The sequence below is a fragment of the Dactylosporangium sp. McL0621 genome (assembly GCF_049995355.1).
Classification (GTDB): domain Bacteria; phylum Actinomycetota; class Actinomycetes; order Mycobacteriales; family Micromonosporaceae; genus Dactylosporangium.
In genome coordinates this window covers 6,174,976-6,198,800 of sequence record NZ_CP188259.1, presented here as the reverse complement: position 1 = coordinate 6,198,800, position 23,825 = coordinate 6,174,976, and the positions used below count along the sequence as shown (strand labels likewise).

General features: G+C 74.1%; 21 protein-coding genes. 8 read left to right on the top strand and 13 right to left on the bottom strand.

The window, feature by feature from the left end:
• Positions 1-258 precede the first annotated feature (258 nt).
• The gene (locus tag ACPPVO_RS29350; RefSeq protein ID WP_426514360.1) at positions 259-1,749 is read right to left on the bottom strand and encodes an MFS transporter; all 1,491 of its coding nucleotides are present in this window, start codon (positions 1,747-1,749) and stop codon (positions 259-261) included.
• Positions 1,750-1,806: 57 nt separating this feature from the next.
• On the opposite strand from ACPPVO_RS29350, the gene ACPPVO_RS29345 reads away from it, so the two are divergent.
• Complete coding sequence (locus ACPPVO_RS29345; protein WP_426514359.1) at positions 1,807-2,316, top strand: DUF664 domain-containing protein; 510 nt, start codon at positions 1,807-1,809, stop codon at positions 2,314-2,316.
• 126 nt (positions 2,317-2,442) lie between these two features.
• Here the strand turns inward: ACPPVO_RS29345 and ACPPVO_RS29340 are convergent, their stop codons facing one another.
• On the bottom strand, positions 2,443-2,907 hold the full coding sequence (locus tag ACPPVO_RS29340; RefSeq protein ID WP_426514358.1) for a MarR family winged helix-turn-helix transcriptional regulator: 465 nt from the start codon (positions 2,905-2,907) through the stop codon (positions 2,443-2,445).
• 341 nt (positions 2,908-3,248) lie between these two features.
• Between ACPPVO_RS29340 and ACPPVO_RS29335 the strand changes: the two genes are divergently transcribed.
• Positions 3,249-5,588 (top strand): HelD family protein, encoded by a 2,340-nt coding sequence (locus ACPPVO_RS29335; RefSeq protein WP_426514357.1) that lies wholly within the window; start codon positions 3,249-3,251, stop codon positions 5,586-5,588.
• Positions 5,589-5,655: 67 nt separating this feature from the next.
• On the opposite strand, the gene ACPPVO_RS29330 is transcribed toward ACPPVO_RS29335, so the two are convergent.
• Together ACPPVO_RS29330 and ACPPVO_RS29325 are read right to left on the bottom strand one after the other, a co-directional pair.
• Complete coding sequence (locus tag ACPPVO_RS29330; RefSeq protein ID WP_426514356.1) at positions 5,656-6,324, bottom strand: hypothetical protein; 669 nt, start codon at positions 6,322-6,324, stop codon at positions 5,656-5,658.
• On the bottom strand, positions 6,321-6,620 hold the full coding sequence (locus tag ACPPVO_RS29325; RefSeq protein ID WP_426514355.1) for a hypothetical protein: 300 nt from the start codon (positions 6,618-6,620) through the stop codon (positions 6,321-6,323). The genes ACPPVO_RS29330 and ACPPVO_RS29325 overlap by 4 nt, the downstream gene beginning before the upstream one ends.
• A gap of 246 nt (positions 6,621-6,866) precedes the next feature.
• Here ACPPVO_RS29325 and ACPPVO_RS29320 point away from each other — a divergent pair, with 246 nt between their 5' ends.
• Both ACPPVO_RS29320 and ACPPVO_RS29315 read left to right on the top strand, forming a co-directional pair.
• Positions 6,867-7,502, top strand: a complete 636-nt coding sequence (locus ACPPVO_RS29320) for a class I SAM-dependent methyltransferase (RefSeq protein ID WP_360371347.1) — start codon at positions 6,867-6,869, stop codon at positions 7,500-7,502.
• 2 nt (positions 7,503-7,504) lie between these two features.
• Positions 7,505-8,470: a tyrosine-type recombinase/integrase gene (locus ACPPVO_RS29315; RefSeq protein WP_426514354.1), complete on the top strand. Its 966-nt coding sequence runs from the start codon at positions 7,505-7,507 to the stop codon at positions 8,468-8,470.
• A 105-nt stretch (positions 8,471-8,575) separates the two neighbouring features.
• On the opposite strand, the gene ACPPVO_RS29310 is transcribed toward ACPPVO_RS29315, so the two are convergent.
• The 3 genes from ACPPVO_RS29310 to ACPPVO_RS29300 form a co-directional block, all read right to left on the bottom strand.
• On the bottom strand, positions 8,576-9,316 hold the full coding sequence (locus ACPPVO_RS29310) for a VOC family protein (protein WP_426514353.1): 741 nt from the start codon (positions 9,314-9,316) through the stop codon (positions 8,576-8,578).
• Positions 9,316-10,242, bottom strand: a complete 927-nt coding sequence (locus ACPPVO_RS29305) for an endonuclease/exonuclease/phosphatase family protein (protein WP_426514352.1) — start codon at positions 10,240-10,242, stop codon at positions 9,316-9,318. Before ACPPVO_RS29305 ends, ACPPVO_RS29310 begins: the two co-directional genes overlap by 1 nt.
• Before the next feature lie 88 nt (positions 10,243-10,330).
• Positions 10,331-11,515: a winged helix DNA-binding domain-containing protein gene (locus ACPPVO_RS29300; protein ID WP_426514351.1), complete on the bottom strand. Its 1,185-nt coding sequence runs from the start codon at positions 11,513-11,515 to the stop codon at positions 10,331-10,333.
• A gap of 43 nt (positions 11,516-11,558) precedes the next feature.
• Here ACPPVO_RS29300 and ACPPVO_RS29295 point away from each other — a divergent pair, with 43 nt between their 5' ends.
• Entirely contained in the window at positions 11,559-13,244 is a 1,686-nt protein-coding gene (locus tag ACPPVO_RS29295; RefSeq protein WP_426514350.1) for an acyl-CoA dehydrogenase family protein, read from the top strand.
• Positions 13,245-13,248: 4 nt separating this feature from the next.
• On the opposite strand, the gene ACPPVO_RS29290 is transcribed toward ACPPVO_RS29295, so the two are convergent.
• The 5 genes from ACPPVO_RS29290 to ACPPVO_RS29270 form a co-directional block, all read right to left on the bottom strand.
• Positions 13,249-14,160: an RNA polymerase sigma-70 factor gene (locus ACPPVO_RS29290; RefSeq protein WP_426514349.1), complete on the bottom strand. Its 912-nt coding sequence runs from the start codon at positions 14,158-14,160 to the stop codon at positions 13,249-13,251.
• Position 14,161: 1 nt separating this feature from the next.
• Positions 14,162-14,509 carry a DoxX family protein gene (locus ACPPVO_RS29285; RefSeq protein ID WP_426514348.1) on the bottom strand — a complete coding sequence of 116 codons (348 nt, stop codon included), beginning with the start codon at positions 14,507-14,509 and terminating at the stop codon, positions 14,162-14,164.
• 38 nt (positions 14,510-14,547) lie between these two features.
• Complete coding sequence (locus tag ACPPVO_RS29280; protein ID WP_426514716.1) at positions 14,548-16,599, bottom strand: 3-hydroxyacyl-CoA dehydrogenase NAD-binding domain-containing protein; 2,052 nt, start codon at positions 16,597-16,599, stop codon at positions 14,548-14,550.
• A 65-nt stretch (positions 16,600-16,664) separates the two neighbouring features.
• Complete coding sequence (locus ACPPVO_RS29275) at positions 16,665-17,876, bottom strand: acetyl-CoA C-acetyltransferase (protein ID WP_426514347.1); 1,212 nt, start codon at positions 17,874-17,876, stop codon at positions 16,665-16,667.
• A gap of 186 nt (positions 17,877-18,062) precedes the next feature.
• Complete coding sequence (locus ACPPVO_RS29270) at positions 18,063-18,872, bottom strand: class I SAM-dependent methyltransferase (RefSeq protein ID WP_426514346.1); 810 nt, start codon at positions 18,870-18,872, stop codon at positions 18,063-18,065.
• Positions 18,873-18,990: 118 nt separating this feature from the next.
• Between ACPPVO_RS29270 and ACPPVO_RS29265 the strand changes: the two genes are divergently transcribed.
• A complete protein-coding gene (locus ACPPVO_RS29265; protein WP_426514345.1) occupies positions 18,991-19,683 on the top strand; it encodes a winged helix-turn-helix transcriptional regulator in 693 nt (230 codons plus the stop codon).
• 282 nt (positions 19,684-19,965) lie between these two features.
• Here the strand turns inward: ACPPVO_RS29265 and ACPPVO_RS29260 are convergent, their stop codons facing one another.
• Positions 19,966-21,096 (bottom strand): acyltransferase family protein, encoded by a 1,131-nt coding sequence (locus ACPPVO_RS29260; protein ID WP_426514344.1) that lies wholly within the window; start codon positions 21,094-21,096, stop codon positions 19,966-19,968.
• Positions 21,097-21,180: 84 nt separating this feature from the next.
• On the opposite strand from ACPPVO_RS29260, the gene ACPPVO_RS29255 reads away from it, so the two are divergent.
• Together ACPPVO_RS29255 and ACPPVO_RS29250 are read left to right on the top strand one after the other, a co-directional pair.
• Positions 21,181-22,020, top strand: coding sequence for an SDR family oxidoreductase (locus tag ACPPVO_RS29255; RefSeq protein WP_426514343.1), 840 nt, complete (start codon positions 21,181-21,183; stop codon positions 22,018-22,020).
• A 24-nt stretch (positions 22,021-22,044) separates the two neighbouring features.
• A complete protein-coding gene (locus ACPPVO_RS29250; protein ID WP_426514342.1) occupies positions 22,045-23,802 on the top strand; it encodes a cation:proton antiporter in 1,758 nt (585 codons plus the stop codon).
• The last annotated feature ends 23 nt before the right edge of the window (positions 23,803-23,825 follow it).

Below are 23,825 nucleotides of genomic sequence, written 5' to 3'. Positions count from 1 at the left end.
CGTCGATGACGGGGCGGCCAGAGCGGCCTCCCGCTCGGCGTCGATGACGGGGCGGCCAGAGCGGCCTCCCGCTCGGCGTCGATGACGGGGCGGCCAGAGCGGCCTCCCGCTCGGCGTCGATGACGGGGCGGACGCCTGGACGGGAGCCGGTGCCGGCGAGGGATGCGCCGCCCGGCGATGACGCACTGACGGACCCCGTCGGCCCCGGAGGATGGGGCCGCGGGGTCCGCGTGGCGATGCATCGAAGGCGGCTACGCCCTACGAAGACGCGGTGACTGACGGTGTCGCGCTGACGGACCCCTCGGAGCCGGAAGCCGCGGCAACGGAGGGTGACTCACCGCTCACGGCTGCGCTGGTGGAGGGCTCCTGCGGTACCGCCGCAGAAACGGAACGCAGCAGCAGCGCGGCGCCGACGATGGACAGGGCCAGCAAGGCGGCGCCGATGGTGAAGGCCAGCCGGTAGCCGTCGGTGAGGGCGGCCGCCTCCGAAGCGCCGGCGCGCAGGTGGGCGTCGGTGCGGGCGGCGGCCACAGTGGACAGTGCGGCCACGCCGAGCGCCATGCCGAGCTGCTGCGTCGTGTTGAACAGGCCCGACGCCAGGCCCGCGTCGTCCGGCCGGGCGCCCGACATGCCGAGGCCCGTGATCGCGGGCAGCACCAGTCCCCCGCCGGCGATCAGCACCATGACGGGAAGAAGATCCGTCGTGTACCGCGCGTCGACCGGCAGCCTCGTCAGCCACCCGAGCGCGACGGTGAGCAGGGCCAGGCCCGCGATCAGGATCGTGCGCTCGCCGAACCGGTGGATGAGCCGGGCCGACACGCCGAGTGACACGGCGGCGATGGCGAGCGCTGCCGGGAGCATCGCCAGGCCGGTCTGCAGCGCCGTGTAGTGGAGGACTCGCTGCATGTACAGGGCCATGAGAATCTGGAACGAGAACATCGCGCCGATCATGAGGATCTGCAGCGCGTTGGCCCCGGCGACCTGGCGGGAGCGCAGCACGCGCAGCGGCATCAGCGGGGTACGCGCCCGGGCCTGCCGCAGGACGAACGCCGCCAGGAGCAGCACGGCGACACCACCGGTCACGAAGCGGTTACCGCTCGTCTGGACCACGGCGTAGATGGCGGTCATGAGGCCGCCGGTCACGAAGAGTGCACCGAGCACATCCGCTCCGGCGCGCAGGCCGAGGCCGCGGTCGTTCGGCAGGTACGGCACGGCCAGCGCCAGCGTCGCCACGCCGATCGGCACGTTGATGAGGAAGATCCAGTGCCAGCTCAGGGCGTCGGTGAGCACGCCGCCGAGCACCTGGCCGATCGATGCGCCGGCCGCGCCGGTGAACGAGAACACGCCGATCGCGCGGGCCCGATCGCGCTGCTCGGGGAAGAGCGTGACGAGGATGCCGAGGCTGACGGCGCTGGCCATCGCGCTGCCGATGCCCTGCAGGAAGCGTGCCGCGATCAGCATGGCCGGGCTGGTGGCCAGGCCGGCGAGCACCGAGGCGACGACGAAGACCGCGGTGCCGGCGAGCAGTACCCGCTTGCGGCCGAGCAGGTCACCGATCCGGCCCGCGAGCAGCAGGAAACTGCCGAATGCGATGAGGTACGCGTTGACCACCCACGTCAGGCCCTCGGGCGTGAAGCCGAGATCGCGCTGCATGACGGGCATGGCGACCGTGACGATGCTGCCGTCCAGGATGACCATGAGCATGCCGGTCGCGAGTACCGCGAGTGCGAGCCATCGGTTCTGTTTCATAAGCCCGACCGTAACAGATGGTCTGCTACGGAACTATCTTCGACGGGATGAATAACTGTGACGAGGTTCCCAGAAGCCACCGAGCCGGCCGCCGACCGCGCCGAGGTGTTCCTGCGCTACCTGGACTTCTTCCGCAGCACCTTGCTGGAGCGCATCGCGTCGCTGCCCGCCGAGGCCGTCGGCCGCAGCGTTCTCCCATCCGGCTGGACGCCCCTCGGTCTGCTCAAGCATCTGCGGTACGTCGAGCTGCGCTGGCTCGTCTGGGGCTTCGAGGGCGGCGATGTCGCCGAACCATGGGGCGACCGCGGCGACGACGGCGCCTGGCACGTGGCTCCGGGCGAGTCCCGCGAGACGCTCAGTGACGACCTCCGTCACCAGGGCGAGACCACCCGCGCCATCATCCTGCGTAACGACCTCAACACCGTAGGTGTACCGGGCCCGAGGTGGGACGGAGCGGAGCCCGCGTCGCTCGAGCGGGTGCTCTTCCATCTGGTGCAGGAGTACGCCCGGCACGTCGGCCACCTCGACATCGTCGCCGAGCTCGAGGGCGGCGCCCGCGGCGAGTGACAGCCCCTGCGGCCCTCAAGGCCAGCAGCGGCCGCCGGCCTCCGGAGCGACGGGATGGCCGCGTCATCGACGCGGCGCAGCCGCACCCCTGCGCTTCGATGGATGCGGCGAGAGGACCCCCGGGCGTCACTGACGGGCGCGGCGAACGCCCTGGGCCTCGACGGGCGTGGCGAGATGACCCTGGGTCAGGCGGGTCAGGGCGCGGATCAGCACCGCGCGCTCGTCGTCCGGCAGGAAGTCGAGGACCGCGGCGTGCACCGAGTCGGCGATCTCCTGGCTGCGGGCCGCCATCTCGGCACCCTCCGGAGTGACGGCGATGATCCGGGCGCGCCGGTCGGTGCTCGACGGGCGGCGCTGGGCGTAGCCGGCCTTCTCCAGCGCGTCGACCGTTACCACCATCGTGGTCTTGTCCATGCCGCCGATCTCGGCCAGCTGGATCTGGGTGCGCTCTTCACCCAGCGCATGTGTGAGCACGCAGTGCATCCGCGGGGTCAGGCCGATCTCCGCGAGCGCCGCCGTCATCTGCGTGCGCAGCACGTGACTGGTGTGATCCAGCAGGAACGACAGATCAGGCGTGAGCGTGGCGGCCATGCCACCAAGCATAGATACCTCGTCCGCGTACCTCTTCCGGTCGATGACCTGACCGGCCGCTACGTCGTAGGGTGCGCGCATGATCACTGTCGGGTACCGCCTCGGCATCGACTACGGCAAGCGCGCTCGATCCGGGCACCGGAGACCGGGCCGAGGTCGAGATCTACCGTGAGCGCGGCGGGCACGGGAACACGCATCATCATGGGGTACGACCGCGAGCGGTTCCTGCAAACGATGATGTGCGGCGAAGCCGAGCAAAGGGCTAGACTACAGCGTTCACGCAACAAAAAAGACGCCGCAAGGGCGTCGAATGCTGCAATGATAGCCGACTGGAGAGCGGATTGTCAAACCCGTCCGACACAGCCGACATCGTCGAGGAACAGGGGCGCCTCGACACGCTCTACGAGCACCTGGACCGCCTGCGCGACGAGGCGTCGCAGCAACTGACGAACACGCTGCTGCAGACCGGGGGCACGCCCGCGGACCGCTCGCACCGCGACTCGCAGACCGCCCTGTACTCGGACCGGATCGCGCAGTACAGCGCGGTCGAGAACGGGCTGTGCTTCGGCCGGCTCGACTTCACCGGTGACGAGGTGCGCTACATCGGGCGGATCGGGATCTTCGACGAGGAGAACGACTACGAGCCGCTGCTGATCGACTGGCGGGCGCCGGCCAGCCGCCCGTTCTACCTGGCCACCGCGGCCGCGCCGGACGGGGTGCGCCGGCGCCGGCACATCCGGACCCAGCGGCGCACCGTCACCGGGCTCGACGACGAGGTGCTGGACCTCACCGAGGCCCACGCGACCGGGCGCGGCGCCCACGACGGGGTGACCGGCGAGGCGGCGCTGCTGTCCGCGCTCAACGCCACCCGTACCGGCCGCATGCGCGACATCGTCGAGACGATCCAGGCCGAGCAGGACCATGTCATCCGGGCCGACCTCGGCGGGGTGCTCGTGGTGCAGGGCGGCCCCGGCACCGGCAAGACCGCGGTGGCGCTGCACCGGGCCGCGTACCTGCTGTACACGCACCGCCAGATGCTGTCCTCCCGCGTCGTGCTCATCATCGGGCCCAACCCCACCTTCCTGCGGTACATCTCCCAGGTTCTGCCGTCGCTGGCCGAGACCGGCGTGCTACTGGGCACCATGGGTGACCTGTTCCCCGGGATCGTGGCGGACCGCGAGGAGCCGGCCGAGATCGCCGCGGTCAAGGGCCGCGCGGAGATGGCCGAGGTGCTGGCCGCGGCCGTGCGCGACCGGCAGCGGGTGCCCGACGAGCCGGTCACGCTGCACCTCGACCTGCTCGACGGCGGGCCGATCGTGCTCGACCCGGCCGTGATCGAGGACGCGCGCGACCGGGCGCGGCAGTCCGGCAAGCTGCACAACCTGGCCCGGCCGACGTTCGACACCGAGATCATCCACGCGTTGTCGCTGCTGGTGGCCGACACGATCGGCATCGACCCGTACGCCGACGACCCGCTCGGCGGCGACGACGCCCCCGGCGACCCGCAGCTGCTGGACGAGGCCGACCTGGCCGAGATCCGCCGCGAGCTGCGCGGCGAGGCCGAGGTGCTCGGCGCGCTGGACTGGCTGTGGCCGATCCTGACGCCGCAGCAGCTGCTCGCCGCGCTGTTCGCCTCCGACCAGCGACTGGCCGCGGCCGGGGCCGACCCGCGGCTCAAGCGCGCCCCGCGCCAGGGGTGGACGCCGGCCGACGTGCCGCTGCTGGACGAGGCCGCGGAGCTGCTCGGCGAGGACGAGACCGTCCTGGAGATCCTGGCCGACCGGCGCCGGCGGCAGCAGGTCGCGTACGCCGAGGGCGCCCTCGAGATCGCGTTCGGCTCGCGCTCGATCGACGTCGAGGACGAGGACGACCCCGAGCTGCTCTCGGTCACCGACCTGCTGGAGGCCGACCGGCTCGCCGAGCGGCAGGACGAGGGCGAGGCCCTCACCCCGGCCGAGCGGGCCGCCGCCGACCGCAAGTGGGCGTTCGGGCACGTGATCGTCGACGAGGCCCAGGAGCTCTCGGCGATGGCGTGGCGGCTGCTCATGCGCCGCTGCCCGAGCCGCTCGATGACGGTCGTCGGCGACGTGGCGCAGACCGGCGACCTCGGCGGCGCGTCGGCGTGGGGCGACGCGCTCGTGCCGTACGTCGGCGACCGCTGGCGGCTGCGCGAGCTCACCGTCAACTACCGCACCCCGGCCGAGATCATGTCGGTCGCGGCCGGTGTCCTCGCCGGCATCGACCCGGACCTCCGCCCGCCGCGCTCGGTGCGCGAGGCCGGCGTGGAGCCCTGGGTGCGCGGGGTCGCCGCGGCCCGCCTGGGCGACGCGCTCGCCGAGGCGGTCGAGCAGGAGGCCGAGGCGGCCGCGGAGGGCCGCCTGGGGGTCATCCTGCCGCAGGGGATTTTCGAGGATCTGGTACCGCACGTGCGCAAGGCGGCCCCCGACGCCGCCCTCGGCGAGGAGCCGGACCTCACCACGCGGGTCGTGGTGCTGACGGTCAAGCAGGCCAAGGGTCTGGAGTTCGACGGGGTGATCGTGGTCGACCCGGAGCGGATCGTGGAGGAGTCGCCGCGCGGCGCCAACGACCTCTACGTGGCGTTGACACGGGCCACCCAGCGGCTCGGCATCCTGCACCCGGGGTCGTTGCCGGACTCGCTGCACGCCGTGGTCGGCATGTAGTCGGAGCAGGGAAAAGTCGGGAGCGTGATGGGTCGGACTCCAGCACGCTCACCGAACCGACGTGAGCCTAGCAACCCCTTTCGGCGAGCTGCGCGAGGGTGGCCTGCTGGGCGCCGCGGAGCCGGTCGGCCTCCAGGGTCAGCGCCCGCATGAGGCCGGCCGACACGGTCAGGAACTGCTCGAGTGCGGCCAGGGCGGCCGCGGCGCCCGCGGCCGCGGTGGCCGGGTCGGCGGCCGCGGCAGCCGCGAGGCCGAGGTTGCCGGCGAGGGCGGACAGGGCCGAGCCGAGCGCGGTCCAGTACGCGACCAGGGCCGCGCCCGCCTCGCGCAGCGCGGCCGCCGTGCCGGTCGCGGCGGTCTCCAGCCGGTGCAGCGTCTCCTGCTGGGGGCCGGCGGTCGCCAGGTACGCCTCCGCGGCCGGCCCCTGCCAGTGGCTGTTGGACCGGGCGAGGCCGGCGGCGGCCGAGCGGGCCGGGGCCGCGATCGCGTCGCTCCAGCGGTTGGCGGCCTGCCACAGGGCGAGCGGGTCGGCGGGCCGGTCGAACATGGGGCGGACCTGGGCGTAGGCGTCGGCCGCGGCCCGTGCCACGGCGGCGATGAGCGGGCCGGTGAGGCCGGTGGCCGGGCCGATGACGCGGGCCCAGTGCCGGGTGTCGGCGACGACCGCGTCGGCGTGCCCGGCGGCCGTGTCGAGCAGGCGCTCCGCCACGTCGAGCAGGTGTCCGAAATCGTTCACCAGCGGTCACCGCGCTCGTAGGCGTCGGCGGCCTCGTCCAGGGCGGCGGCCGTGGTGGCGCCGGCGCGGGCCGCCCCGGCGAGCAGGTCCGCGGCGCGGGCGCGGACCTCGCCGTAGACCCGGGTGAGGCCGGCCAGCTCGGCCGCGGCGGACATCCGGCCCGCGTCGAGGGTCAGGCCGGCGGCGGCGTCGGCGGCCGTGCTCATCGCCGCGGCGGCGGCGAGCCAGGTGGCGGCGTCGGCGCGCAGGGCGTCGAGGGTGGCCGCGATGCCCGGTGGCAGGGGTGGAGGCACCATGTGCCCAAGCCCACCACGCCCGCCCGGCGGCGGGAAGCGGCGGTCCGCGCCTGTGGATAACTCAGGCGTCGTCCTTGCGGCGCCAGGAGTCGACGTACAGCGCGATCAGGACCAGCACGACCACCGACAGGCCGAGCATGATCCAGACGAATACGGCATCTCCCCCCATGCAGCGACGGTACCGGGGGCGGCCCGCGCGGGGCGTCGCACGCACGAGTGACAGCGAGCTTGGTACCGTCCGCAGCGATGATGGCGCAATTCGTGCTCGACAACACCCGCCTCGCCCCGGTCCCGCTCACCCCCGAGGTCCGGCTGCGGCTCGCCGACGAGGCCATCGAGCTCTGGGAGCGGACCGAAACCGATCAGGGCGGGCAGATGCCGCCGCCGTTCTGGGCGTTCGCGTGGGCGGGCGGTCAGGCGCTCGCGCGGTACACCCTCGACCACCCGGAGCTGCTCACCGGCCGGACCGTGCTCGACCTCGCGGCCGGCTCGGGGCTGGTCGCCATCGCCGCGATGAAGGCGGGCGCGGCCCGGGTCACCGCGGTCGAGATCGACGAGCTCGCGGTGGCCGCGATCGGGATCAACGCCGAGGCCAACGGGGTCGCGGTCACGCCGCTGCTCGCCGACGTGCTCGAGCAGGAGCCGGACGCCGACGTCGTGCTGGCCGGCGACGTGTTCTACAGCCGGGAGATGACCCGGCGGATGCTGGACTACCTGCGCCGGGCCGCGCGCGGCGGGTCGACCGTGCTCGTCGGCGACCCGGGCCGGGCCTACCTGCCGCGCGAGCACCTGACGCTGCTGGCCGAGTACGACGTGCCGGTACCGCAGACGCTGGAAGACGCCCCGGTCAAGCGCACCACCGTGTGGTCGGTCAACCCGTAGCCATGACCACCCCTGAGCGCCTCACCCCGCCCGGCCTGCCCGCGCCCGCCGACGGCTCGGCCGACTTCACCGAGGCGTGGCTGGCCAACCGGCGCCTGTCCGCGCACACCCGGGCCGCGTACCGCCGCGACGTCCACCAGTACCTGGCCTGGTGCGCGCAGCGCGGCCTGGACCCGTTGCGCGCCTCGTTCCTGCACGTCAACGCGTACGCGCGGGACCTCGAGTCGACGGTCGACGAGCGCAGCGGCCGCGTGCTGGCCCCGGCGAGCGTCGCCCGGAAGCTCTCGGCGCTGTCGAGCTGGTACGCGTTCCTGCTGCGGCTGGAGGCGGTCAAGGCCAACCCGGTCGGCGGCGCGGACCGGCCGCGGGTGAACCGGGACGTGTCCGCGACCGTCGGGCTGGCCGCGGCCGAGGTCGACGCGATGCTCGCCGCCGCCGAGCGGCTCGACGGCCCGACCGCGGCCCGCGACCGCGCGGTCCTGGCCCTGCTCGCCGACCTGGGCCTGCGCGTCGGCGAGGTCGTCGCCCTGGACGTCGAGGACCTGGGCGCCGAGCGCGGGCACCGCACCGTGCGGTTCACCGGCAAGGGCGGCAAGCCGCGCCGCCGCGCGCTGACGCCGGGCGTGGTGCGGGCCATCGACGAGTACCTGCCGCAGCGCGGCGAGACCCCGGGCCCGCTGTTCGCGACCGCGACGGGCGGGCGGGTCGACCGGCACGCCGTGTTCCGGCTGGTGCGGCGCCTGGCCCGGGACGCGGCCGTGCCCGCGTGGGAGCGGCTGAGCCCGCACTCGCTGCGGCACGCGTTCGCGACGACGGCCCGCGACGAGGGCGTGCCGCTCGAAGACGTGCAGGACGCCATGGGCCACGCGGATCCGCGCACGACGCGGCGGTACGACCGCGACCGCTACAACCTGGACCGCGACCCGGCCCACACCCTCGCCGCGGCGCGCGCGAGGAGAAGGGCGTAAAGGCGATGGCTCGGGTCCGCGGCACTTGCGGACCGTGCCTCCCGCGAGGCACCGTTCGGGCCTGGCGGCCCTCTCTGTCAGGCCCGTGGTGCCAAGAACAAAAGCTCAGCCCGGGGCGAGCACGCAGAAGTCGTTGCCCTCCGGGTCGGCCAGGACCACCCACGGGACGTCACCCGGATCGGCGTCGGAGGGCGTGACGCCGAGGGCCCGCAGCCGGGCCACCTCCGCCGCCTGCTCGTCCCCGGCGCACGGCACCACGTCGAGATGGGCCCGGTGCCACACGGTCGCCCCGCCGGGCGCCCGGATGAACTCCAGGAACGGCCCGTTCCCGGACGCCGAACGCAGCCGCGCGAAATCGCCGGTCACCTCGTGCGAGATCCAGCCCAGCGCCGGCCCCCAGAACCCGGCCAGGCCCCGCGGGTCCGCGCAGTCGACGACCACCGCGGCGATCGGCCCCGTGTCCCGGTACACCTCCCGCGGCTCCAGCACGCAGAACAGGTTGCCCTCCGGATCGGCCAGCACCGTCCACGGCACGTCGCCCTGCCCGATGTCGGCGGCCGTCGCCCCGAGCGACAGCAGCCGCGCGACCAGCTCCGCCTGATGCGCCGCCGAGGTGGTGGCCAGGTCGATGTGCATGCGGTACCGCACCGTTTCCGGGTCCGGCACGGCGATCACGTCGACGCAGACCGGGGCGTCGGGATCGGTCCAGTCGAAGCCGACCGGGGCCACGGGGGTCGCGCCGCGGCCCGACCCGGACGCGGTCCAGCCGAGCGCCGCCGCCCAGAACCGGCCCAGCGCCACGTCGTCGCGGGCCTTGAGGTTCACCTGCACCAGCCGCACCGCCATCAGGTTGCCGGCAGGACAAGCTCGGCGACGACCGGCCGGTGGTCGCTCTCCCCCGCCGCCCGGACCCCGAACTCCCGCACCCCGACGCGGCGGTCGACCAGCACGTGGTCGAGGGTGATCGGCGGCGTCCAGAAGGGCAGGGTCTCGGTCCGGCACGGCCAGGTCGGCAGCAGCCCCCGGCCCCGTTCGGCGGCGGCGTCGCGGTACCCGGCCCGCAGCAGCCGGCGCAGCGCGGCGTGGTCGAGGGTGGCGTTGAAGTCGCCGAGCAGGACCCGCGGCGGCCCGCCGGCGGCCGGTACGGCCTGCGTGGCGATCTGGTCCCGCCAGATCCGCACGCGGCGCTGCCGCGGCGGGTACGGGTGCGCGGACTCGACGAGCACCGGCCCGGCGCCGGGCACGTGGACCGTCGCCGCCGTCTGCCACATCGGGATCGCCTCGAGCGTGCGCGACACCGGCGCCGAGATCGGGTGGCGGCTGAACAGGCCCGAGCCGCCGCCGCCCGGGGCCGGGGCCACGACCCGGTACGGCAGCAGGGCGTCGATCCCGGCCTCGTCCAGCGCGGCCAGCCCGTCGGCGGTGAGCTCCTGCACCGCGAGCACATCGATGTCGTCGACCTTGAGCTGCTCGATGAACCCCGGGGTGGCGTTGCGCCCGTACAGCAGGTTCGCGCACATCACCCGCAGCCGCACCCCTTCCCGCGGCATCCGGCCCGGCACCAGCCGCGGTGCGACCAGCGCGGCCAGCACCAGCCCGGACGCGATGAGCACCAGCCCGGCCGGCGCCGAGACGAACAGGACCCCGCCGCCCGCGAGGAGCGAGCCCACGGCCGCGTACGGCGTGTAGGTGATCAGCTGCACCAGCGGCGTCCCGCGTTCGGCTCCGCACGCACGCACCAGCGTGTACAGCGCCGCCAGATACGCGAGCACCCAGCACACCGCCGTCACGCGGCCGCCTCCGGCTCGGCGGCCAGGCAGAACGGGTGACCCGCGGGGCCGAAGAAGCGTGCAACCACCGTCATGCGACGACCGTACCGGCGGCGTCGGACAATTTTCGCTCGAGTGGCGCCCGGAACCTGGGAGTCACCCGGGCGTCGCCCAGCCAACCCGCGAGTTCATCCGCCGCTCGCCGGACCGCGTTGCGCACGGCCGCGGGGACCTCCTCGACCAGTTCGGTCGCGACCCGGCCCGAGGCCTGCTGCGCCCATCCGCCGACGATCCGCCCGTCCGACCAGATCGTCGGCCCGGCGTTGCCGGTGCGGTCGAACAGCGCCGGCGCGTGCGGCCCGAGGTACCACTGCCGGCTCTGGAACCCCATGACCGTCGGGTCCAGTCCGGGCAGTAGCGCCACCCAGGGGCCGGGGTCGTCGACCGGTTCGGTGTCGCCGGGCAGGACGAAGCCGGTCTCGCCGCCGTCCAGCCCCACCTCGACGGCCTCCAGCGTGCGCAGGGCGGCGCGGGTCTGCGTCATCGTCCAGCCCGTCCACCACTTGAGATCGGCGGCGGTACCGGGGCCGAAGCGCGCCAGCCACGCCCGCGCGAGCTCGGCCCGCGCGTGGGCCGGGTCCAGGTCGGCCAGCGGCTCGGGCAGCCAGTCGGGCAGGCACGACCACGCGTACTGGCTGCTGATCCACGTGCCGAGCGGCCGCCCCCGCACGATCCGCCCGTCCGCGGCCAGCAGCAGCAGGACGCGGCTGGTCACGTACTGGTTGCCCTGCGGGAACACCATGAGGCTGCGCAGGCGCGGCTCGTCGGCGGCCAGCTGGGCGGCGGTCGCGCGGCCGCGGCGGCGCAGCGCCTCGTAGGTGGACTCGGCGACGTCCTCGAGCCAGGCCGCGTCGCCGACCCCGGTCTCGGTCAGGTGCTTGACGAGCAGCCGCCGCTGCTCGGCGGCGACCGCGCGGGCGGCGCCGGCCTGCACGACCGCGGCGAAGGCGGACGGGACCACGAACATCGTGCGGCGCATGCCGAGCATCCGCAGCAGCGTGCGCCGCTCGTACAGGGCGTCCTCGAGCGTCGCGACGAGGGGCCGGTGCAGGCGGGCGGCGACGGACAGGTGCACGGTCGCCGGGTCGGTGGCGTGCAGCGCGACGAGGTCGGCGGCGACGTCCTCGGGGGTCTTCCCGGCCGGTACCGCTCCGGCGAGCCCGTGCCGCACGGCGAGGCGGGCGCGGCGCTGGGCCGTGTCGATGTGCAGGGTCACGGCACCCAGTATCACCACCGTACCCGGCGGTAACCTGTGAGCCATGACGCGATTCGTGCAGACCGGGCCGTCGCTGCGTGACCCGTACACCGCCGACCCCCAGCTGCGCGGCTGGCTCGACCGGCTGCTGGGCGAGGACGGGCACGCCGCCGCCAAGCAGCGCCTGTCGGACCTGTCCGCCGAGGTCATCGGCCCGCTGCGGGCGGCGCACCACGACGCCGAGACCCACCCGCCGGCGCTGACCCGCTTCGACGCGTGGGGCGAGCGGATCGAGCGCGTCGACACGTCCGCCGGGTGGCAGGCCCAGCGCGCGGCGGCGGCCCGGCACGGCGTCGTCGCCCTGCCGTACCTGCCCGAGGCCCGCGACACCTGGGGCCCCGGCGCGCGGGTCGTGCAGCAGGCGCTGCTGCACCTGTGGGGCCCGGAGTCGGCGACGTTCTCGTGCCCGGTCGCGATGGCCGACGGCGCGGCCGCGCTGCTCACCCAGACCGGCGCGCAGCCCGGGTGGCTGGCCCGGCTCGTCGCCACCGACCCGGCGGTCGCGATCACGTCCGGGCAGTGGATGACCGAGTCGCAGGGCGGCTCCGACATCGGCCGCTCGACGACCGCGGCCCACCCCGACGGCGCCGGCGGCTGGGCGCTGACCGGCGACAAGTGGTTCTGCTCGGCGATCGACTCGGCGATGGCGGTGGCTCTGGCCCGGCCCGAGGGCGCCGGGCCGGGCAGCCGCCACCTGGTGCCGTTCCTCGTGCCGCGCTACGGCGCCGACGGCCGCTCGCCCGCGCCGGGCCTGCAGGTGCTGCGGCTCAAGGACAAGCTCGGCACCCGCGCGGTCCCGACGGGCGAGGTCCGCCTCGACGGGGTCCCCGCGTTCCCGCTCACCGACCCGGGGCAGCCCGGCCTGGCCGCGATGATGACGCTGGTCGTCGTCACGCGCCTGCACAACGCGGCCGCGGCCGCGGGCGGGATGCGCCGCGGCCTGGAGTACGCGCTCGCCTACGCGGCCGAGCGCACCGTCGCCGGCGGCCTGCTCGCCGACAACCCGCTGCACCGCGCCACCCTCGGCGCTCTCGCGGTCGACGCGGCCGGCGCGTTCGCGCTCGCCGCGCACTCGTTCGCGCTGCTGGGCCGGGCCGAGCACGGCGACGCCGCCGCGGCCGCGGAGCTGCGCCTGGCCGCGCCGCTGGCCAAGCTGACGACGGGCCGGCTGGCGGTCGCGTCGGCGAGCGAGTACCTGGAGTGCTTCGGCGGCGCCGGCTACGTCGAGGACACCGGCATCCCGCGGCTGCTGCGCGACGCCCAGGTGCTGCCGATCTGGGAGGGCACCACGAACGTGCTCTCCGTCGACGTCCTGCGCGCCCTCGGCTCCGGCGACGGCGCCCGGCCGCTGCTGCTGCGCCTCACCGCGGCCGCCGACGCGGCCACGCACCGGCTCCCGGGCGTCGCCGAGGCCCTGGCCGCCGCGACCGCCCGGCTCGCGGCCGACATCGCCACCGCGGCCGCCGACCCCCGTGACCCGCGGGTCGCGGCCGGCGCGCGGGAGCTGGCCCTGCGCCTGGGCCACGCGCTGACGGCGGCGCTGCTGCTGGAGCACGCGGCGTGGGCGGCCGAGCGCGGCGACGAACGGCCGGCGCTGCTGGCGTCGCTGTGGATTCTGCGCCGCCTGGGCCACGCGGACATCTCGGCCGACCTGCACGCCGGCTTCGACCAGCTCATCAACGCCGCGTAGGGGCCTACCGGTCGCGGCGCAGCTCCTCGTTGAGGGCCCACGCGTCCGCGACCGGCCCCACGTGCCGGAGCTTGTCGGGGTTGATGACGACCCGGATGGTCTGGACGCGGCCGTCGAGGATGTCGAGGGCCATCGTGTGCAGGACCCGGCCGTCGCGGTCCCGGGCGATCGCCCCCGGTTCGCCGTTGACCTCGTGCGGCTGCAGGGTCACGGCGGCCCGGGCCATCCGCGGGAACAGCGCGCCCAGCAGCCGGGCGATGTTGACGGCCCCGGCGATCGGCCGGGCCAGCTGCGGCGCCTTCCCGCCGCCGTCGCCGACCACTGTCGCGTCGGCGGCGAGCATCGACTGCAGCCCGGCGACGTCGCCTTCGCGCAGGGCGCCGAAGAAGCGGGCGGCGAGGGCCTCGCGTTCGCGGCGGTCGGCGGCGAACCGGGGCCGCCCCTCGGCCATGTGCCGGCGGGCCCGGACGACGAGCTGCCGGCACGCCGCCTCGGACCGCCCGACGGCCGCGGCGACCTCGGGGAAGCCGAAGTCGAACACCTCGCGCAGCACGAACACGGCCCGTTCCAGGGGGCTGAGCCGCTCCAGGAGCAGCAGCGCCGCCGTGGACACCGAGTCGGCGAGCTCCGCGGCCCGCGCCGGGTCCTCGTACGGGTCCGAGAGCAGCGGCTCGGGGATCCACGGCCCGACGTACGACTCCCGCCGCACCCGCGCCGAGCGCAGCACGTCGATCGCGATCCGGGTGACGGTCGTGGCCAGGAACGCGCGGACGTTGCGCGGTTCGGCGGGCGTCGCGGCGTACCGCAGCCAGGTCTCCTGCACCGCGTCCTCGGCCTCGCCGACGCTGCCGAGCACGCGGTACGCGATCGAGAACAGCAGCGGCCGCAGCGCCTCGAACTCCTCGCCGCGCCCCATGTCAGGCGACCCGCCCGGCGAGCACGAACGCGGCGAGGGCGAGGTACACGACGTTGACCGCCGCGAGCCAGCCCTCGCCGCGCCGCGCGTGCGTAACCGCCGCCCCGACCATGAGCAGGATCCAACACCCGGCGGTGACCGCCGCGAGCACCGGCGCGACGAGAAACCCGACGGCGGCGGCGACTTCGAGCACACCGAGCGTACGCACGAATCCGGCCCGGGCGTCGCGGGTCCACCCGGCGCCCCGCAGCCGGGTGAGCTTCTCCATGGGCACGAACGTTTTGGTGACGCCGCCGGCGAACGCGATGAGGGCGAGCACACCGGTGGCGATCCACAGCGCAAGGTTCATGCCCCTGGGACGAGACAGCCCGCCGCCCAGTGACACCGCTACACGAAGCTCGCGCCCTCCGCGGCCTTGGCGCGCAGCAGCGGCGGCGGGGTGAAGCGCTCGCCGTAGCGTTCGGCCAGCTCCTCGGCGCGGGCGATGAAGCCCGGAAGGCCGCCGTCGTACTGGTTGACGTACTGCAGCACACCGCCCGTCCAGGCCGGGAAGCCGATGCCCAGGATCGAGCCCACGTTCGCGTCGGCGACCGACGTGAGGACGCCCTCGTCGAGGCACTTGACGGACTCGAGCGCCTCGGCGAACAGCATCCGCTCCTGCATGTCCGCGAACGGCACCGCCGCCGCGGCGGACGCGAAGTGCTCGCGCAGGCCGGGCCACAGGCCGGTGCGCTTGCCGTCCGTGTACTCGTAGAAGCCCGCCCCGCCCGAGCGTCCCGGCCGGCCGAACTCGTCGACCATCCGGTCGATGAGCGCGTCGGCGGGGCTCGGCGTCCATGTGCCGCCTTCGGCGACGATCGCGGCCGCGGTCGTGTTGCGGATCTTCTGGGGCAGGGTGAGGGTGAGCTCGTCCATCAGCTGCAGTACCGGCGCGGGGTATCCGGCCTGGAGACTGGCCTGCTCGATCGACGGGGCCGGCACGCCCTCGGCGAGCATCCGCAGCCCCTCCATCGTGAACGTGCCGATGACGCGGCTGGTGAAGAAGCCGCGGCTGTCGTTGACGACGATCGGCGTCTTCTTCAGCAGCCGTACCACCGCCAGCGCCTTGTCCAGCGCGGCGTCGGACGTCTCGGCGCCGCGGATGACCTCGACGAGCGGCATCTTGTCGACGGGTGAGAAGAAGTGCAGGCCGATGAAGTCGGCGCGGCGGCGGACGCCCTCGGCGAGCAGGGAGATCGGCAGCGTCGAGGTGTTGGAGCACAGCAGCGCGTCGGGCGCGACGACGCCCTCGATCTCCGCGAACACCTTGTGCTTCAGGCCCGGGTCCTCGAACACGGCCTCGATGACGAGGTCGGCGCCGGCGAGGTCGGCGACGTCCGCGGTCGGGGTGATCCGGTCCAGGAGCGCCTGGTCGTGGCGGCGGCTCTCGGCGTACGCCTTGCCCTTCCGCGCCCCTTCGAGGGTGACGTCCTTCAGGACCACGTCGAGGCCCGACTTCGCGCACACGTACGCGATCGCGGCGCCCATCATCCCGGCCCCGAGGACGGCGACCTTGCGGAAGGCGACCTTGCCGCTGCCGCGCGAGTTCGCGGCCTGGAGGTCGAAGAACAGCGCCTTGATCATGTTCTTGGCGATCTGGCCGGTGGCGAGCTCGACGAAGTACCGGCCCTCGATCACGAACGCGGTGTCGAGGTCCACCTGGGCGCCCTCGACCGCGGCGGACAGGATGTTGCGCGGGGCCGGGTACGGAGCGCCCTTGAGCTCCTTGCGCAGCGTGGCCGGGAAGGCGGGGAGGTTCGCGGCGAACTTGGGGTTGCTGGGAGTGCCGCCCGGGATCTTGTACCCCGCGACGTCCCACGGCTGCACGGCGCCCGGGTTGGCGGCGATCCACGCCCGGGCCCGGTCGACGACGGCGTCGGCGGGCACGACCTCGTCGGCGAGCCCGACCTGCAGGGCCTTGGCCGGACGGTGCCGCTGCCCCTTCAGCAGTACCTGCATGAGCGCTTCGGTGATCCCGAGCATCCGCACCGTGCGGACCACGCCGCCGGCGCCGGGCAGCAGGCCCAGCGTCACCTCGGGGAACCCGATCTCGATGCGGGCGTCGTCGGCCACGATCCGCCGGTGGCAGGCGAGGGCCAGCTCCAGGCCGCCGCCGAGCGCGGAGCCGTTGATCGCGGCGACCACGGGCCGGCCGAGCTGCTCGAGCCGGCGCAGCAGGCTCTTCAGGTGCGTGGTCGACGCCATGATCTCGGCCGCCTGCTCGGGGCCGAGGCGGCCCAGCAGGTCCAGGTCGCCGCCCGCGAACCAGGTCTTCTTGGCCGAGGTCAGGATGACGCCGGTGATCTCGGCCCGCTCCGCGTACAGCCGTTCGACCACGGCGGTGAGGGCCGCGGTGAACGCGGCGTTCATGGTGTTCGCGGATCGGGCCGGGTCGTCCATCGTGAGCAGCACGACGCCGTCCTCGCCGCGCTCGTAACGGATGATCTCCACGTCGCTCCCCCGGTTCACAGTCGCTCGACGATCGTCGCGATGCCCATGCCGCCACCGACGCACATCGTGGCCAGTCCGTACCGCTCGCCGCGGCGCTCGAGCTCGTCGACGAGCGTGCCGAGCAGCATGCCACCGGTCGCGCCCAGGGGGTGACCCATCGCGATCGCCCCGCCGTTGACGTTGACCTGGTCCAGCGCGAAGCCCATGTCCTGGGCGAAGTGCATCACGACGGCGGCGAAGGCCTCGTTCATCTCGACCAGGGCGATGTCGTCGACGGTGAGCCCGGCCTTGGCCAGGGCCTTGCGGCTGGCCGGGGCGGGCCCGGTGAGCATGATGAGCGGGTCGGCGCCGCTCACGGCGGCCGAGACGATCCGCGCCCGCGGCGTGAGCCCGTGCTCGCGGCCCGCGGCCTCGCTGCCGACCAGCACCAGCGACGCCCCGTCGACGATCCCGGAGGAGTTGCCGGCGGTGTGCACGTGCTCGATGCGCTCCACCCAGTGGTACTTCTGCAGCGCCACGGCGTCGAACCCGCCCAGTTCGCCGATGGTCCCGAACGACGCGGGCAGCGCGCCGAGCCCGTCCATGGTCGAGGCGCGGATGTGCTCGTCACGGTCGAGCACGACGAGCCCGTTGCGGTCACGCACGGGCACGACGGAGCGCGCGAAGTACCCGCCGGCCCACGCCTTCGCGGCGCGGGTCTGCGACTCCAGCGCGTAGGCGTCGACGTCCTCGCGGCTGTAGCCGTCCATGGTCGCGATGAGGTCGGCGCCGATGCCCTGCGGGACGAACCCGGTGGCCAGGTTGGTCTCGGGGTCCATCGCCCACGCGCCGCCGTCGGAGCCCATGGCCACGCGGGACATCGACTCGACCCCGCCGGCGAGGACGATGTCCTCCCAGCCGGCCCGCACCTTCTGGGCGGCGATGTTCACCGCTTCCAGGCCGGAGGCGCAGAACCGGTTCAGCTGTACCCCGGCCGCGGTCTCCCCGAGCCCGGCCGCGATCGCGGCGATGCGGGCGATGTCGGACCCCTGGTCGCCGATGGGCGAGACGACCCCGAGCACGACGTCGTCGATGCGTTCGGGATCGAGCCCCGGATTGCGGCGGCGCACCTCGTCTATCAGCCCGACGACGAGCGAGATGGGTTTGACACCATGCAGCGAGCCGTTCTTCTTGCCCCGGCCGCGGGGTGTGCGAATGGCATCGAAAACGAAAGCCTCAGTGCTCACCTACCGAAGAGTAACTAACGCGCCGGGCAACACACCAGTGCATCCGGCCCCGGGCCCGCGCCAACCACCGGGCATGCCGCGCTCGCGGAGCATCCCCGGCGGTCAGGAGCCGGTTTTGCGGTACCGCACCCACACGGCGCCGCGGCGGCCCCCTCACCTTCCCGGCCACCCGCCGCCTGATGCCGCTCACGCTTCGACGCGGCCGGCGGTCAGCAGCAGGTACTCCCATTCCATCGAGCCGTCGGACGCCCGGAACCTGGCGGCGAGCGCGTCCAGGGCGGCATCCAGCTCGGCGGTGCGGGCAGGGTCCGCGGCCAGCGTCTGGTAGACCGCGAGCGTCGGCCCGTAGTTGCGCTTGAAGTACTCCCGGAACGCGTCCGGCTCGGCGAACACCTCGACCCGCACCGTCCGGATCTCGGCCCGTACGGACGTGACCCGGTCCCCGAGCAGGGCGCGGACGTGGCTCTCGTCGCCCCACAGCGGCGGCGGCTGCGCCCCGGCCGGCGGCGGCGCGGCGAACGGCTTCATCGCCCCGAACAGCTGCCCGACGAACCCGCCGGGCGTCCAGCTGATCAGCCCGATCGTCCCGCCGGGCCGGCAGACCCGGACCAGCTCGTCGGCGGCCGCCTGATGGAACGGCGCGAACATGACGCCGACGCAGGAGATCACGCAGTCGTACTCCCCGTCCCTGAACGGCAACGCCTCGGCGTCGGCCTCGGCCCAGGTCAGCTTGAGCCCCTGCTCCTCGGCCAGCCGCTGCCCGGTCTCCAGCAGCCGCGGCGTGAGATCGCTGGCCGTGACGTCGGCCCCGGCGAGCGCGGCGGGAACGGCGGCGTTGCCGGTACCGGCCGCGACATCGAGCACCCGCTGGCCGGGCCCGATGCCGCACGCCTCGACGAGTAACGGCCCCAGACTCGCAATGATGTCCGCGGCGACGGCCGCGTAGTCGCCGGAACCCCAAATCGCGCGGTGCTTGGCCTTCAAGGGAGTGGTCATGACGGCACGCTAAGTGCCCCCTCCCGGCCGCAACTAGTACACGATCTGTACCTCACCCGCTGCGACACCTTGAAGACAGACCGGCGGCCCGACGACCACACGGGCCTACGCTGCGGGCATGGGCGCCGGCTACTACCAGTTCTGCCCCGTCGCCAAGGCGATGGAGCTGCTCGACGAGCGCTGGACCATGCTCGTCCTGCGCGAGCTCATGACGGGCAGCGAGCGCTTCAGCGACCTGCGCCGCGGCCTGCCCCGGATTTCGCCGGCGCTGCTGTCGAAGCGGCTGCACAGCCTCGCCGTGGCCAGCCTGATCCGCCACGAGGACGGCCGGTACGTGCTCACCGACGCCGGCCTCGAGCTGGTCCCGATCGTGCAGGCGATCGCGGTGTGGGGCGTGCGCTGGATCGGCGAGCTCGGCGACGCCGACCTGGACCCGAAGCTGCTGCTGTGGGACATGCACCGCCAGGTCGACCACGACGCCGTGCCGCACGGCCGCTCGGTGGTGCACTTCGAGTTCACCGACGTGCCGGGCACGCTGCGGTACTGGTGGATGGTGATCGCCTCCCGCGAGGCCGACGTGTGCGACTACGACCCCGGCTTCCCCGTGACCGTGACCGTGGCCGGCTCCCTGCGCCGCCTGACCGAGGTGTGGCGCGGCGACGTGTCGTGGCAGCACGCCCAGCGCGACGGGGCCCTGCAGGTGCTGGGCCCGGAGCACGTACGCCGCGCGCTGCCGGCCTGGTTCACCCTCAACGCCTGGGCGACGGTGGCCCGCGCCCACGGCCCCGGAGTCACCACCGCCACGGATTGAGCCGATCCGACCGACGCTCCCGGACCTCGGGCCCGCGTCGTGTACCACCGTCCCGGCTGCCCGCCGATCGAGGGCGCCGGCGTGTTCGCCGCCGCACACTGAGCCGGCGTGTTCGCCGCCGCACACTGAGCCGGCGCGTTCGCCGCCGCACACTGAGCCGGCGCGTTCACCGCCGCACACTGAGCCGGCGCGACTCGCGGCTCACCGATGCCGGCCCATTTCGAGGCGGTGCTGAGCCGCATCGGCCAGCGCGGTGGCCTCCTCCGAAGTCGCGGGCCGGGCTCACCGGACCTGCGCCAGCTCCTCCTCCGCCGCCGTTGCCGGCGCGGCCGGGGACGCGGCCACGGAGCGCTGCCGCTCGTACCGATGGAACAGCCCCCAGCAGCCGGCCAGCACGAGCGCGAACCCGGGCAGCCACAGCACGCGCGCGAACAGCCACGACGCATCCGAGGGCGCGGTCTGCAGCCCGGCCCGCGGGCCCGGCACGAGCAGCGAGACCGCGAGCAGCGAGGTCTGGTGCCACAGGAAGATCGTCATCGCGGAGCGGTTCACCGCGCTCACCGTCCGCCACGGCCCGTCGTGCCGCATGACGCGGCGCAGGGCCGGCAGCAGCAGCAGCGCAAGGCCACACTGGGCGACACCGAACGTGACGGCCGCGAGGGTCGGCGGGTTCAGGTTGGAGATGCGCTGACCGGGCACGCCGACCATCGACACCGGGTACCCGAACCAGCGCACCAGCACCACGGTCGCGCCCGCGCCGCCGGCCAGCAGCGCCCAGGCGACGCCCCGGGACCGGAATGCGCCCCGGGACCAGGCCGCGCCCAGGCAGAACGGCACCAGCCAGCCGGCGGCCAGGTTGATCCAGCCGGTCCAGGCCGGCGCGCCGAGCGCGAACCGCCCGAGGTCCACGGCGGCGACGACGGCGAGCGGCCACCCGGGGTGCAGCCGCCCGACGAGCGGCTTGGCCATGGTGAGCGCGGCGAACACGAGCAGGAACCACAGCGGCGACGCGACAAGCTTCAGCACGGTGTGTGACCGCAGCGCGGTGGCGAGCCCGCCCGGCTCGACGTACGCCCAGAGTGTCGCCGCGATCACGATCGCGCTCCACACGGCGACGAGCACGATGACCGGCCGGAAGAGCCGCTGCAGCCGCGCCGAGACCCACTGCCGGTGCGCGGGCCGCCGGGCCGCGGAGGGCCGGCTGGCGACGAGGCCGCCGACGAAGAAGAACAGCGCCAGGGTCTGGAACAGCCACGACGCCGGGGCGAGGCCGGGCACGGCGCGCAGCGGACTGGCGACCCGGACCGCGTCGCCGTCCACGACCAGGGCGGTGACGAGCCAGTGGCCGAGCACCACCCCGAGGATGGCGACGACACGCAAGGCGTCGACGGCACGGTCACGTTCGGTTGTCATGGCGGGACCGTACGGGCGCGACACGACCCGTCACGTCGCGCCACGGAGCGATCTACGAGTAGCTCTCCGGTACTACTTATGCCCATGGCGCGAATCCTGATCACCGGCGCGACGGGCTCCCTCGGCCGCCGGGTCGCGGCCCTGGCCGTCGCCGCGGGCCACACCGTGCTCGGCACCCACGTCCGGCCATGGATCGAGGCGGTGGGCGGCGGCGTGAGCCCCGCGATCAGCCCGGTGCGGCTCGACATCCGCGACCGGGAGGCGGTGCAGGACGTGGTGGACGCCGCCGCGCCGGACCTGGTGATCCACGCGGCGGCCGGGCGGGACCGCAACGACTGGGTGACGAACGCGGACGGCGCCGCGAACGTGGCCCTGGCCTGCGGCGAACGCGTTCGTCTGGTGCACGTGTCCAGCGACGCGGTCTTCTCCGGCCGCGCCGGGCGCGAGTACACGGAGGCCGACCGGCCGGACCCGATCTACCCGTACGGCGCGGCGAAGGCGGCGGCCGAGACGGCGGTGCGGGCGATCGCGCCCGGGGCCGTGGTCGTGCGCACGTCGCTGATCCTCGGCGACGGCAACGGCGGCCACGAGCACCTCACGCACGACCTGGTGGCGGGGCGGGCCGACGGGGCGCTGTTCACGGACGAGATCCGCCGGCCGGTGCACGTCGACGATCTCGCCGACGCGCTGCTGGAGCTGGGGGCCGGCGACTTCCGCGGCGTCATCAACGTGGCCGGGGCCGACCCGGTCAGCCGGTACGACCTGGGCGTCCTCGTCGCCGAGCGCGACGGCCTCGACGTGGGGAAACTCCGCTCCGCCAGCGGCTCGGGACGCCCCGGTGACATCCGCCTCGATGTCGGTCTGGCGTCGGGGCTGCTGCACACCCGGTTGCGCGGCGCCTACGAGTTCATGCGTGCCGGCTGACGTACCACACTAGGGTGATCTTCCGTGAACGGTGTCCAGCTGCTGCTCATCATCGTCGGGGGCATCGCGGTGTCCGCGCTCGCGCACCGCAGGGGCGTGCAGCCGGGCCTGGTCGTGGTGATCCTGGCCGCGGCGGCGTCGTTCCTGCCCGGGGTACCGCGGCTGGAACTGGACAGTGAACTGATTCTGGCGGTCGTCGTCCCGCCGCTGCTCTACTCCGCGACCCGCAACGCATCGTTCTCGGGGTTCACGCAGAATCTGCGGCCGATCCTCACCCTGGGCGTGACCCTCGTCGTGCTCACCGCGGGCGTGGTCGGGCTGGTCGGGAACTGGTTGATGCCGGCGCTGGGGCTGCCGGCGGCGCTGCTGCTGGGGGCGGTGCTCGCGCCGCCGGACACGATCACCACGGTTTCGCACGGTGACGAGCTCGGCCTGCCGCGGCGGGTGTCGGCGATCCTGACCGGCGAGAGCCTGGTCAACGACGCGACGGCGCTGACGCTGTTCGGGCTCGCGGCGGCCGCGGCCGGGGCCGGGGAGACGCTGTTCGACAATGCGTTCGGCCTGTTCGCGTACACCGCGGTGACCGGCCTGATCATCGGCGGGCTGTTCGCGGCGCTCGCGCTGTGGCTGCGGCCGCGGCTGCACAACACGGTGCTGGAGACGTCGCTGGTCCTGCTGCTGCCGTTCACCGCGTTCCTGACCGCCGAGCAGATCCACGCCTCCGGCATCCTCGCCGTCGTGTGCTGCGCGTTTCTGTTCAGCGCGAACACGACCCTGGACCCGCAGCACCAGTACCCGGGCGCGTTCCGCACCCGCCTGCAGGAGGACGCGGTCTGGCCGGTGCTGGACTTCCTGCTGGAGACGTTCGTGTTCGCCTACATCGGGCTGCAGCTGCGGTTCGTCATCGCCGACCTCGCGCACGCCGCGGCGAAGCCGGGCCTGACGATCACGCTGGTCGCCACGGTGGTGCTGCTGGTGACCGTCATCGTGTTCCGGCTCGCCGCGGTGTGGGCGTCGTTCACGTGGTGGGACATGCGCCGCCGCGCGTTCGTGCGGCGGATGGAGACCGATGCGCGGTTCCGGGAGCGGGTCACCCGCCGTGCGCAGGCCCGGACGCAGGGTCGCCGCCGGGGCCAGTCGATGGGCGAGTGGCAGGGGCCGCTGGGCGCGCCGACGCCCCGGGAGTCGCTGATCGTCGGCTGGACCGGCATGCGCGGCATCCTGACCCTGGCCGCGGCGGCCGCGGTCCCGCACACCCTGCACAACGGCGAGGAGTTCCCGGGCCGCGACGCGATTCAGGCGATCGCCCTGTTCGTCACGCTCGGCACGCTGCTCATCCAGGGCACCACGATCCGGGCGCTGGCCCGCCGCCTGAAGATCGACACGCACGGTGAGCGCGAGCGCGCCGACGCGCTCCTGGAGCGCGGCCAGGCGATCATCTGGACAACGGTGACTCCGGGCGCCGAACCCACCACCGAGGGCTTCGACGCGCAGCGGTCGGCCGTGGTGAACGCGGTGATGCGCGGCGAGCTCGACGACGACACCGCGCGGATGCTGGTACACGAGATCGATCTGCACCAGGCGGCGGAGACGAACCTGTTCCGCCGGGAGGCCGCGGCCTCAGGGGACGAGCACGATGCGCCGGCCGGGCTCGACGGGCGCGGCCCAGGCGGCGGTGACGTCGGCGAGCGGGACGGCGACCGGGTTCACCGCGAACGCCCCGGCCGCGATCTGCGCCGCCAGCGCCGGCAGTTCGGCCACGATGCCGGCCGTGGGCACTGAGCCCTGCCCGCTGCCCATGATCG